The sequence below is a fragment of the Bacillus cereus group sp. MG20 genome, from assembly GCF_040459885.1.
Classification (GTDB): domain Bacteria; phylum Bacillota; class Bacilli; order Bacillales; family Bacillaceae_G; genus Bacillus_A; species Bacillus_A cereus.
The window spans coordinates 1-12691 of sequence record NZ_JARVHF010000002.1 but is presented as its reverse complement, the minus strand read 5'-3'; the positions used below and the strand labels follow the sequence as shown (position 1 = coordinate 12691).

Below are 12691 nucleotides of genomic sequence, written 5' to 3'. Positions count from 1 at the left end.
ATATTTACTATCAATACCTACTAGTAGAATTAAGAGAAAATAGCCCAGAAGATAGTATTAGCACCCTAAATTCATTAATTGGAACAATGATGAATATTTCATCAATAATTGTATTACTAATAATATCTGTTATTTTAAAATATTTTTCAATAGAAACTATGTATAACTCCCTATTCTTAGCTTTTTCAGTATTATCAATCTCAATACTAATATTAAATACAAAAAAAATGCCCATAAAACAAAAAAATACAAAGACATCCAATATATAATTATTCTTTATAATATGATATAATAATTAATGAGAGAAATCTCTTTTTTTTAATCGACATCATACACAAAAAGGAACAACTTTTAATAGCTGATTAGCTATACAAGTTGTTCCTTTTTACATAACTGAAGAAAAAGATAACCATAAACATTATATATCAATTTAAAGATTATGTCGTTGCTAATCTATAAAAATAAAAAATAAACTAAACGTCAATAATCTTTCATCTTTTCTCTTACAAAAAAAACAATAAAATACACTTTTTACTTATCATAACTACACTGATATAAAAATATTTTCACATCTTTCAATCCCCATTTTTTAACTCTTAAAACATATAACATAATAATAACAAGGGAATGCTTGTAGACTGATTTATACTGCATTCCCTTATTCTATGTATGCTATATTTCTATTCTTCTTTTTCCGACATTAGAACCTTATAAAGAACAGCAACTACATTTAATTTTTAAACAAACTGAAAAAACCTTTCCGTTTTTGTTTCTGATTTTGCTTTTGCATATCTCTAATATTTTCAAGCAATAATTGATCTCTTTTTTCTAACTTCTCCTCTATAAAAACTTCTAATTCACTATTTTTACTTTCAACTTCCACTAATTTTTTCTCTGTATTAACCAAATGCTCTTTTGTCGTAACTAATTCATCCGTAATTTCCTGTAATTTTTGAACAAGCACTTGATTGAATTGATTTTGTAATTGCTGATTTTCTAAAACTTCATCCAATTTCTTTTCTAATTCCGATTTTTCTTCTTTTGAAACAAATAAATCAAGTTCCCCATTCCGCCATGCCCGAACCTGATCATAAGACCACTTTTGTAACTGTATTTTTTCTTTAATTGCTGTTAATTCTTCTATATTTTCCTTAGTATACCTACGATGCCCACCTGGGCTTCGTTCCGTTTGTATGTTAAATTCATTTGACCATACTTTTAATAAATCCGGAGTCATCCCTAAACGATCCGCAACAATTTTCGGTGTATACATTTCCGATTTTAATTCCAACTTTCATTCCTCCTTTAAAAACCGAATACATTTTTCACTCATAAACATTACTAAATCAATATTTTAATCAAAATCGGAATTCACTCACAACTGATATCACAACCGATTTTAAAATCGAATTAATTTCGAAATACATTTCGATTTTAACACTAATACTCATTACTTCTCGATATCCACATCAAAATCTTTTTTATTTATACAAGATTTTATGCAAAAAAAAGTAAAGAGGATGCCACTGATTCCCCCTATATCAACGATGTATAAAATCATGTATAAGATATATATAGACAGAAAGACAAGAAACCTTATAAAAACAAGGATTCTATGAAAAAAGTTGCTACCGATAATAGGACGTTATGTTAACCAACCATGAATAAGTATTCATAGCTTGTTCCAACATTAAAAAAAAGAATCTATATCCACTTATAAATACACTTGCAAGTATATTTACAAATGTACTTATAAGTGGGTATAACAAAAAAACTATTAAAGATCCTCCAGTTAAACAATCGGGAGGACTTTTAATAGTTTTCTAAGTTATCTTCCAAATACACTCAATCCTAAATAGATCAAACTATAACTAATTAAAGCACTTGCAAGCATCAAACTTATTTTTAATAATTTGTCTTTTATATTCGGCTTTACTTCACTTATAGGTTTTCCCTCTATAAAATCAACTATTTGACGATACGTTTTTAAATTATGCTCTTTTTTCAAGTTTTCAAGCTTCGATGATGAAAGCATAAGCAAAATCACAAGTACCACAGGTATTATAAGACCATAATAACCCAAAAAATAAAATACAGGTGCTGTAGAAATAGGAATTATAACCATTAATGCTAACATGATGTAACTCCACTTCAAGAAAATTGATTTTTGAAGTTCTTCTTTCATGATCTTTACATCTCCTTTAACTAAATCATCAAGGGAGACATTAAAGAGAATACTCATCATTAGTAAATTATGAATATCTGGATAGTTCCTTTCATTTTCCCAGTTCGAAATAGATTGCCTAGAAACATGAATTTTTTCTGCTAACTTCTCTTGAGACATATTATCCCGTTTACGAAAATATTGTATTTGTTTACCAATGTTCATCTATACATCTCCCTTAAGTTTGAGGTTAAATTAAAGACTAATTAAAGACTACCAAATTTCTTTATAATAACGTGATTCTAAGGTGTAAAAGTCTTTTATCATGCTATTCCCACCTGGTTTTTGCCCTTTTCTGGGGTCCCGTCCTACACTTTTTATTCCACGGTTCACTTGACCACGAGCCTCTACACCCTCAAACTCCCAAAGATAACCCCAGCGGGCAAAAACCGCCCTTCTGGGGCCACCTCTGGTGAGTTTGCATGAGGGTGCCCCTCATGGTCAAGTGACTTTCGCGGCATAAACGTTACGGACTCAATGATAAACCCTCCTCTAGTTATTCTCCCATGTATTCCTATTACAAAATCTCTCATATCTGATTTAACTATATTGTATAATATAGTTAAATCAGATTCTATGTGGTACCACATAGAATCAAGTACATATTCTCCCCTTCGGGGAGCCCGATTTGTCCGCCATAACGGCGTAAAATCGGAAAGTTCAAGAGCATTCCACTCATCAGAATGGTGTCCTGTGTCCCCCATTCTTCAAGCAGGGCAAAATACGCCTGCCTTGGCATGATAAAAGCTAACGCTTTTCCATGCCTGCGGTCAGACGCATTCATTTTTGATTCTCGCTGCGCTTAAATCAAAAACAAGCTCGGCAAGCCGAGTGAATGGTCTTCAGGCGTATTTTGCCCTGCGGGACTTCCTGGCCAGAATGCTTCGCATCTGTCCAGAGTCTTTTTCTAAATCAGCTCACGCTTCTTAGAAAAAGACAAATAAAATCGCCATTCGGCATTTTTATTTGTTTGATCAAAATGTCATGCTTCGCATCACATTTTGTATTCTCCAATCTATAGCTTTCGCTATTAGATTGGTTCATTCAAAGTCAGCTTTCGCTTTTTTGAATGAAATTAAATAAACATTTGTTTAATCATGTTTATTTAATAAAAACAAATCATGTGTAAATGTCCACATGTCTACATTTACACACAATTCATAGCGAAAACAAATAGCTTCGCTATGGATTACCAAATAATTAAATGCACAAATATAGCAAAGACAGGAGGCATTCCTATGGCCGCGCCACGAAAACATATAAGAATTCTAAAAACAAAAGAAATCGAAGGCATGGATATGCTTTGGAAAACTGGAACAGCTACCAGAGAGCAAATGGAAAGAGAATATAACATCAAAGGAGATCGCCTAAAAAAACTTTGTCATAGCGGATATTTAGAAGAACGTACAGGAAAAATTGTTCTAGGAGAAAAAGGGATAGAAAAGTTTAAAAAAGAGGGAAAGGAGTATCAATATAAAACCGGTATAAATAACGCCAAACATGATATTCGTCTCTCTGAAAAATACATCTCTTTACCAAAAGAAATAAGAGAAACATGGAAAACAGAAAAACAATTGCATTCTGAGGCCCAGAAAGACCTCAGATACGACGATTTCAAAAAAAGAATAGTAGAGTCCCATCCACAAGGAAAATTCCAACCAACGCCCGATGGAGCCGTCTATAGTGAAGCGCATGGCGGTTACATTGCCATAGAAGTGACAACACGTAACTATAAGGAGATTGATATTCAACAAAAACAAGAATTTGCGAAGACATTTTTATCCGGATATGAACAACTATAGGAGGAGAAAACATGGCAATACAACCAACATTTATCGTTCCACCTACTTTTTATACAGTACATGAAATTATGAATAATACGAATTCACCCTATATCTTAAACTTATATGACATTCAGGAAGATCCACATAAGAGAAAATTAAGTGATGAATTACATTTATTCATCATGAAACATTATCATAATCTATTTACATTTATGCTTCACCATCAACCTTACATGTTAAAATCACAATTCTTGGACCTATTTGGCTATCAAAAAGGAAAAAAGAATAAGTCTAGAACACTTGGTTACGCCAAATTAAAAGAGTTAGAAGATAAACTCTTAATTGGTTCTAAATCCTTTTATGGTGCGGAATATATTTATTTATCTTATCGAGCTTACTATTATTTTGGCCAAGAAAAAAAGGTGCTACCAATTGCACCAGGAGAGAATGTACTCTTCCGCCATTTTACTCGTATGGAAGACTATCTAGAATTAAATAAACACTATACAGATCCAACATTATTAATCGCATTACTTTGCTCTCACGAGCATTATTATCTATTACATACAGAACCATTTTTCCCAATTCAACCAATACAAGAGAAAGATACACGTTACTTTGGAGAATACTTTCCAAACAACAAAACACCTAAAAATCTTGATATGGAATTTGTAACAGACTTTCTCATAAAAACAAAACAAAAAAATAGAGGATTGTGGTTCATCAATGAAGAGACACCTGAAACGCAACTTCATGTACTCATTACATTTATCGATGAACTCTTTAAAATCCTCACTACACGTTGTTCTCTTAAATTACTTATTAATGATCAAAGAGAATCTTTACAAATCGTAGCAAATATTATCCCAATACCAGGAACATCTTATATCACAATTAATAACTTAATCTCTGATATTTATCATATTGAATTTTTATTAAGGATTTGCTTCCCAACAGTTATAACAAGCTTTACTTTTATTTTGATGAATCAAGATCATGAACGTGAGTTAAACAATGTTATAAGTAGAATTACTAAAATTAGAAAAAATAAAAAGAACTTACAACCTTGGCAATCTATGATTGATCCAAAAAACATTAAAATCCGAAATACAAATTTATTTAGACGTTTAAATTTCAACGACTCCTATGAATCTCAGAGAGAAAAACCACTTCCACAGTAAGCACTTATAATAAGTAAGCGTTTTTTTGATCTTTCCCCTACTTTTGAGGTAGAGGCTGGCCGGGGGGTGGGGAGACCCCACGTATTGCGTATCTAAAAATAGAGTAAGAACTAATTAAGGAACGTTAGATCAAGCGATTTGGCTCGTATAATGAATAGCTCAAGCCGATATGCCTAAATCCCACTTTTGAGTTTATCGGCTTGGCGATGGAAGCAAACGAGCCAAAAAAAGTTCCGCAAGGATGTTAGAAAAAAGAAAAGTCTTCGACTTTAGCCGAGGATTAACGAGGCGACTTTTTTCTAACAAAGGTGGAGATTTTTAAGCTGGGTTTGCTTAAAAATACTACCTGTTCCTTGCGGAACTTTTAGCTATTTCTATATAGAGTAAGAAGGGACAAAGATACTAAAGTAGAAAATACCCAGTATTATCAAGGGTTTCAGGATTTTTCGTACTTACCGTTTTTGGTAAGTAAACTTACCGTTTTTGGTAAGTACGAAATTTTTAAAAAAAGTCTACTTTAATAAGTAGACTTAAAATAATTTAATAGGTAAATTTTTAAGTTGTTTTGGAACCTTTCTAAACATTGCTTTAAGTGTCGGATTAACTTCATCTCTATTCCCTGAAAACATGATGTGAGGATTTATAAATAATGCATATGCTCTAACATTATTATCATCAACACCACTCTCTGAACGAGCTATAATGCCTTTATCAATTAACTTCCTAACTAACGGACTAACTTTAGTTTCATGTCTTCCAATTTTTTTAGCTAATTCTCGCTGAGTTAATGGGATTTGTTCTTTTGAATTAATATCATTAACTAAACAATTACTTAAAAAACCTACACACATTGAAATATCTAATAAAAATACTTTTTCAGCATTTGTTAAATAATCAATTTCAAATAAATATTGGATATTTTGTTGAATAATTTGAACAAACTTTGCTTTATTTTTTATTTTACGTTCAGGAACTAATTTCATTCCCCTTAAACTAGCTTTTGCTTGAAGCTCATTTGCTATGTATAGTTCTTCGTCTGACAATATCTTTGAGTTCTCGATATCTCTCAATCTTGAATTCTTTTCAGCTTGTTCTAAATTAATAAACTTTCTCATAAAGTTAGCCCCTTAAAAATTACTAATACAATAAATAAAAACTATATTAATTTTACATTAGATTAAAAGTTAAAAATATTCTTATACTAATAAAATGTTACATATTTTTTTATTTCGTATCAAAAAATAAGATAAAACATCTATTGGAACTTTTAACTATATATAGAGTGAGATAAGAAAAATATTTAAACCCAATAATATCAAGGGGTTAAAGTGTTCGGGGTGTTAAAAAAAATTAACACCTGTGTTAATTTTTTTTAACACCTATATTTTTACAAGAACAAAAACAAAAAAAAGTGCAATATCTAATTACACTTTTTTTAAAATAAATATATTGGAAGTTTATGCTTCTTTTTACTGCCTTCAAGTTGAATATTTCTTAATGATTTTGCAAAAATTTGTTGTGTAGCTCTATCAATATCATCTTTTGGTGCATTACATAATATATTAGGATTAACAAACCAAGTTCGAGATGAACAAGGTCTTCCATCTTCAGTAATTATCCCAGTCTCTGCAACCCCTAAAATTCCTTTAACAAGTAAATCATTCATGATATTAGAAATAGAAGTTCTTGTTTTTCCTAATTTCTTGGCTAAATAACTTGGAGAAGCTGCATTTGGTTTAATTCCCTCACCATTCTTTTCAACAATAACATTTGATTTAAACTCTAAAAATCTTGAAAGCTCAAATAAAAAAGCTTTTTCTGGTTGAGTTAAATAACCAATTTCGCACAGATAATCAATATTCTCTGTAATCATTTGCACGAACTTCACCCCATCAGTTCGTTTTTTCTTTTTACCAATAAAATAATCGTCACCTGTGGTACTATGTAAAATCTTTAATAACACTTGCTGTTGTTCTGCTGACAAACCTATATTAACTTGTTCTAAAAAGTCCTCTACCTTATTTTCAGTTATTCTTGCCTTCCGTTCTGAGCTATCAATATTTATAATTTTTCTCATGTTCTCCCCCTACTCCCAAGAACAGGAAAAGCAAATACATTTAATTCACATTCACAAATGTAATAAATAATGATAAAATGTATATAGACAATTTATTTCCTGACCAGGAACTTTTAACTAGAGAAACCTTGTTGGCGCAAGGTTTCTCTTTTTTATTTTACTACAATTTTCTACATTGAAGTTATTTTACCACAATTTTCTACATTAAAGCGGAATTATATACAACCCAATCACTATCAATAAAAAATTGATTTAAAATTTTTTTATTGATATATTGAGAGAATAAAATTACAAAGGGGGAGAATAATTTGAGCTCTACATTACAAGAAAACAAATCCACGATCTCTAATATTTCTATTAATCAATTACATAAGTATGAAGAAAAAAAAGTTACTATTGGATGCTGGATTAATAATAAACGTTCAAGTGGTAAAATTATATTCTTACAGCTACGTGATGGAACTGGATTCATGCAAGGGGTAATTATCAAAGAATCTGTTGGAGAAGAATTATTCTTAAAAGGAAAAGGATTAACACAAGAATCATCCTTATGGGTTACAGGAGTTGTAAAAAACGACAACGGAAGAACAAAAATTGGATATGAATTGGAAATAACAGAATTTAAAATTATACAAGAAGCAAATGATTATCCAATTACTCCTAAAAATCATGGGACAGATTTCTTAATGGATAATCGTCATCTATGGTTACGATCAAAACGTCAACATGCCATTATGAAAATTAGAAATGAACTAATTAGTGCTACTTATAATTTCTTCAATAAAGAAGGATTTATAAAAATTGATTCACCAATCTTAACTGGAAGCGCACCTGAAGGTACAACAGAACTTTTTCAGACTAAATATTTTGACAAAGACGCTTACCTTTCACAAACAGGACAATTATACATGGAAGCTGCAGCTATGGCCTTTGGAAAAGTATTTTCATTTGGACCAATATTCCGAGCAGAAAAATCTAAAACCCGCAGACATTTAACTGAATTTTGGATGATAGAACCTGAAATGGCATTTACAGATCATGAAATGAATCTAGAAATACAAGAAAAATATATAGTACATCTAATAAATTCTGTGATAACTAATTGCCAAATAGAACTTGAAACACTAGAACGTAATATTTCAACGCTAAAAGAGATCAAAACGCCATTCCCTCGTATTCGTTATACAGAAGCAATTAAATTGTTAAAAGAACAAGGATTTAATGATATTGAATTTGGCGATGATTTCGGATCACCACACGAAACAGCCATTGCAAATTCATTTAAAAAACCAGTCTTTATTACTCATTGGCCAAAAGAAATCAAGCCATTTTATATGAAAGAAGATCCAGCTGATGATCGTTTTGTTTTATGTGCCGATTTAATTGCTCCTGAAGGATACGGAGAAATTATAGGTGGCTCACAACGTGAAGATGATTACGAGAAATTATTGCAAAAAATAAAAGATAACGATTTAGATCAAGATAATGCTTACGATTGGTATCTTGATCTAAGAAAATTCGGATCTGTTCCTCACAGTGGTTTTGGATTAGGACTTGAACGCACAGTAGCATGGATTACAGGTATAGACCATGTAAGAGAAACAGTGCCTTTTCCACGTCTTCTTAATCGTCTATACCCTTAAATCTATAAAATAAAAATAAATTTTTAAAATAATTATTCTTTTATCTCTCAAAATACAATATATATAATTCATTAAAAATAATAACAATAAAAGCCAATTACATCTTAGTAATTGGCTTTTATTGTTATTATTTTGTAAAAAATATGCACTTTTTCATAATTTGGTTTTTTTAGAAAATTCTATTGAAATTGTTTTTTTGCTATGTTAAGATACTTTAGAAGATATTAATTTTTTAAAATATTAAGTATTTTCAATGCGAAAAAAGGGGTGGAAACAATGATCAAAGTTGAAACTAAAGTAAACACTAAAATTCAAGATCGTCTAGCTTTTATTAATGTAGGTAACTAATTGTTATTATTTCACAATGTTAAGAAGTAATAACAATGTAATCTATTATTCCTAATATTAAATATTTTATATGCGAAAAAGAGGTGGAAACAATGATCAAAGTTGAAACTAAAGTAAACACTAAAATTCAAGATCGTCTAGCTTTTATTAATGTAGGTAACTAATTGCTATTATTTCACAATGTTAAGAAGTAATAACAATGTAATCTATTATTCCTAATATTAAATATTTTATATGCAAAAAAGAGGTGAAAACAATGATCAAAGTTGAAACTAAAGTAAACACTAAAATTCAAGATCGTTTAGCTTTTATTAATGTAGGTAACTAATTGTTTATAAGAGAGGGTGTATGTAAAATTTCATACACCCTCTCTCCTAATATATAAAATAATAACATCAGGAGGAACATAAAAATGAATTATGTACTTAATAGATCAACAAGATGCTACTTAACAGAAGATGGACTAGTAATTAATACCCCAGACATAGGTTTTTTACTTATTAGTGAAGGTATTGATGAATACCTAGAACTTTTAAATATTTTTAATAATCCTACCTCTTACGACAACGCTTATAACCTACTTAATCAAAGTTTTTACGTAAGTTCTAAAAATTTTGATGAACTAATAGAATTCTCCAAAAAAAATAATATTTTAAAAATACATACTAATAGCATACAAGAAGAAGAAAACTTCACAAATTATCATATACAAAAATATGACAGACAAATCAAATCATTTTTATCTATCACTGGAGTTGACTTAGACAAAGCTATAGAAATGCAAAAGAAAATTCAAAATTCCAAAATTGTTGTAATTGGAGTAGGCGGAACAGGTAGTTATCTTGCTCTATCTTTAGCTTCTATTGGTGTAGAAAAACTAGTTATTGTAGATAAAGATGAAATAGAATTAAGCAATACTTCTCGTCAAGTTCTCTACGATGAATCAGATATTGGTGAAATGAAAATTAACGTGGCAGAAAAAAAATTAAAAAAATACAATAAAAACCTAGAAGTATATAAATATTCAAGATATATTACCGAACTCAACGATTTTGATTTCTTAGAAGAACATAAAGATGCAGATTTAATTATATTGTGCGCAGACACTCCACGTGGAAAAATTCAAGATTTAATGGATGAAGCTGCTAACAAATTATCTATTCCATGGTTTGCTTACGGTCCATACCATCATTCAAAAGTTGTAATGGGACCATTATTTATTCCTGGAAAAACAAAAACTTATTCTGAATTATTCCCCCCAAGCCTAGTTATAGAAGACCCTAGAACTGAAACTATTAATGAGAATTTTTATGCAGCAATAGTAGATCCATTTAATGGACTTGCTTCGAAAATGGCAGCAGTAGAAGTATTAAAGTTTTTAACTGGTTATGCTCCAGTATCAATACTTGAAAAAAGATTCATTATAGACACAGATAACTGGAAAATTGAAGAGAGGGAATATCAATGCAACTAAAAGAAATTGTAAATTCTAAAACTTCTTTTTCTGAAATATTAGAACTTATCTCAGAAAAAGATCTAAGCAAAAAATATTTCATTGTCCAAACAAAAAAAAATAAACTATCAAATTCCAATACTGATTCAGAATCATTAAAAATAAAACAAATATATGGAAAATCAGAAAACAATATAGATAAATTTTTAGAATTTATTAAATCTGAAGACGGAATTTACTCTACTATGATTCAACGAAAAATAGAGAAGAAAAAAGAACTACCAAAAATTCTTAGTAATATAGGATATATTATAAATCCTGAAGAAACAGATAATATCACAAAAATGTATATACCTAGAGATTCAGTAGAAAAAAGAATGAAAATTGTATTAAACAAAACTCTAAAGAATAATATTTTATTAGTTGGCCATCCAGGGTCAGGAAAAACTACAATAGTAGAACAATTCACAAAAAGAAATAAAATTCAAAATATGTTTGTTGTTGAAACAGCCAAACTAGTTGGGGATAGTCAATACAGAGGACAGTTCGAACAAAGAGTAGTAGATATAATAGATTTCGCAATCAAAGAAAAATTAATTTTATTTTTTGATGAACTACATTCCTTAATAGATTTAGGGAATTCCTTAGGAGGAATGTCAATAACCGATATTCTAAAACCCTACCTTTCTAGTAACAAAATCAAATTTATTGGTGCTACTACTAAAAAAGAATCAGATATTTTAATGAAAGATGAAGCATTTAAAAGAAGATTTAGTGTTATAAAAGTCGAAGAATTTTCAAATGAAGAACTTATGATGTTAAAAAATAACTTTTTAGAAACCTTCAATATGGATCATAATATAATTTCAACTGAACAAACTTCAAAAATATTAGAAAAACTAAAAACGGATTTACCTAAACAATATTTCCCTGATAAATTCGTTGACTTTTTAGATTACTACTTTTCTTTTAAAAAAATAGAACAAAATATTGTACTAGAAAATGTATTACAGGAGTACATTCATGACAACCAACACACATATTAACTTAAAAAAAAACACAATTAGCTACCTAAGTTCCAATTTCTTCTGGAACTTAGGTAGAACTATACCACATGCTATTCTAACAATTCTCCTAATTGATTTAGGATTATCACTTGAAAAAATAGCTTTTTTACAAATAGTTTATATGATAGCAGTAATGTTATTAGAATTCCCAAGTGGTATAATGAGTGATTATTGGTCAAGAAAAGGAATGTTTATCATTTCTATTATCTTGATTTTAATTTCATATTTCATTATATATGTATCTGAGGGTAATTTTTATCTATTAATGATTAGTTGGTTTCTATATGGTACAAGTACTGCTGCAAAATCAGGTAGTTTAGAAAGTGAGCTAGTCAATCAAATTAATAAAGAAAATAAAAGTATTAAAAAGTTTTCAGTGTGGGATTCATATTTGTTAAGCATTTCTTCAAGTATAGGAGCAATTATTGGAAGCCTATTCTATGAGAGAATACATCAAAATATTTATCTAATTTCATTTATACTGTTTTTCTTAAGTATTATATTTTCAAGTATTTTCTCCATCAAAAAAGAAAAAGTACAAACCAAAAAAATTAAAAAGAAGCCTTTTTCTTTTAAAGATATTAAAAAAGATATATTATACTTTTCTAGAAATTCAGTGTTAACAGAAATAATTATTTTATTTACACTTCTTTCTCTATTTCTTCAACCTTTCTTTCAATACTGGCAAGTATTATACGAAAATAAACACATTTCGATTACATATTTCGGATACGTATATTTCATATTTCAAATATGTAATATAATTGGGACATATTTATTTGAAACTATTACATATAAAAGGAATATCTCATATATAATATTAGGTATAATTTCAATAAGCTCCCTAATTACATTAACTTTTCTAGAAGGTATTACATTCTTTATAGCCTTTCCAATAATTTTATGTACCTATT

The 12691-nt window shown here is 29.4% G+C and carries 11 protein-coding genes; 7 read left to right on the top strand and 4 right to left on the bottom strand.

All coding sequences use genetic code 11. From position 1 onward, the window contains the following. Nucleotides 1-269, top strand: a 269-nt coding sequence (locus QCI81_RS26945; RefSeq protein WP_353810955.1) for a hypothetical protein, incomplete at its 5' end; no start/stop codon positions are given. Nucleotides 270-730: 461 nt separating this feature from the next. On the opposite strand, the gene QCI81_RS26940 is transcribed toward QCI81_RS26945, so the two are convergent. After that, nucleotides 731-1291: a MerR family transcriptional regulator gene (locus QCI81_RS26940; RefSeq protein WP_353810954.1), complete on the bottom strand. Its 561-nt coding sequence runs from the start codon at nt 1289-1291 to the stop codon at nt 731-733. 537 nt (nt 1292-1828) lie between these two features. Next, nucleotides 1829-2389, bottom strand: a complete 561-nt coding sequence (locus tag QCI81_RS26935; RefSeq protein ID WP_353810953.1) for a helix-turn-helix domain-containing protein — start codon at nt 2387-2389, stop codon at nt 1829-1831. Between the two features lie 1073 nt (nt 2390-3462). Between QCI81_RS26935 and QCI81_RS26930 the strand changes: the two genes are divergently transcribed. Continuing rightward, nucleotides 3463-4026 carry a hypothetical protein gene (locus tag QCI81_RS26930; RefSeq protein WP_098312954.1) on the top strand — a complete coding sequence of 188 codons (564 nt, stop codon included), beginning with the start codon at nt 3463-3465 and terminating at the stop codon, nt 4024-4026. 11 nt (nt 4027-4037) lie between these two features. Then, nucleotides 4038-5189 carry a hypothetical protein gene (locus QCI81_RS26925; RefSeq protein WP_353810952.1) on the top strand — a complete coding sequence of 384 codons (1152 nt, stop codon included), beginning with the start codon at nt 4038-4040 and terminating at the stop codon, nt 5187-5189. Between the two features lie 530 nt (nt 5190-5719). Here the strand turns inward: QCI81_RS26925 and QCI81_RS26920 are convergent. Together QCI81_RS26920 and QCI81_RS26915 are read right to left on the bottom strand one after the other, a co-directional pair. Continuing rightward, nucleotides 5720-6304 (bottom strand): MarR family transcriptional regulator, encoded by a 585-nt coding sequence (locus QCI81_RS26920; protein WP_353810951.1) that lies wholly within the window; start codon nt 6302-6304, stop codon nt 5720-5722. Between the two features lie 320 nt (nt 6305-6624). Beyond that, nucleotides 6625-7266: a MarR family transcriptional regulator gene (locus tag QCI81_RS26915; RefSeq protein WP_353810950.1), complete on the bottom strand. Its 642-nt coding sequence runs from the start codon at nt 7264-7266 to the stop codon at nt 6625-6627. Nucleotides 7267-7607: 341 nt separating this feature from the next. Here QCI81_RS26915 and asnS point away from each other — a divergent pair, with 341 nt between their 5' ends. The 4 genes from asnS to QCI81_RS26895 all read left to right on the top strand — a co-directional run. Next, complete coding sequence (gene asnS / locus QCI81_RS26910) at nt 7608-8909, top strand: asparagine--tRNA ligase (RefSeq protein ID WP_353810956.1); 1302 nt, start codon at nt 7608-7610, stop codon at nt 8907-8909. Nucleotides 8910-9669: 760 nt separating this feature from the next. Further along, the gene (locus QCI81_RS26905) at nt 9670-10731 is read left to right on the top strand and encodes a ThiF family adenylyltransferase (RefSeq protein WP_353810949.1); all 1062 of its coding nucleotides are present in this window, start codon (nt 9670-9672) and stop codon (nt 10729-10731) included. Next, on the top strand, nt 10722-11756 hold the full coding sequence (locus QCI81_RS26900) for an AAA family ATPase (protein ID WP_353810948.1): 1035 nt from the start codon (nt 10722-10724) through the stop codon (nt 11754-11756). The genes QCI81_RS26905 and QCI81_RS26900 overlap by 10 nt, the downstream gene beginning before the upstream one ends. Beyond that, on the top strand, nt 11734-12691 hold a 958-nt coding region (locus QCI81_RS26895), incomplete at its 3' end, for an MFS transporter (protein ID WP_353810947.1). The genes QCI81_RS26900 and QCI81_RS26895, both read left to right, overlap by 23 nt.

Excerpts from the sequence above, each read along its gene's own strand:
- QCI81_RS26935 (WP_353810953.1), bottom strand. The coding sequence starts at position 2,389 with ATGAACATTGGTAAACAAATACAATATTTTCGTAAACGGGATAATATG.
- QCI81_RS26930 (WP_098312954.1), top strand. The coding sequence starts at position 3,463 with ATGGCCGCGCCACGAAAACATATAAGAATTCTAAAAACAAAAGAAATC.
- QCI81_RS26925 (WP_353810952.1), top strand. The coding sequence starts at position 4,038 with ATGGCAATACAACCAACATTTATCGTTCCACCTACTTTTTATACAGTA.
- QCI81_RS26920 (WP_353810951.1), bottom strand. The coding sequence starts at position 6,304 with ATGAGAAAGTTTATTAATTTAGAACAAGCTGAAAAGAATTCAAGATTG.
- QCI81_RS26915 (WP_353810950.1), bottom strand. The coding sequence starts at position 7,266 with ATGAGAAAAATTATAAATATTGATAGCTCAGAACGGAAGGCAAGAATA.
- QCI81_RS26905 (WP_353810949.1), top strand. The coding sequence starts at position 9,670 with ATGAATTATGTACTTAATAGATCAACAAGATGCTACTTAACAGAAGAT.
- QCI81_RS26900 (WP_353810948.1), top strand. The coding sequence starts at position 10,722 with ATGCAACTAAAAGAAATTGTAAATTCTAAAACTTCTTTTTCTGAAATA.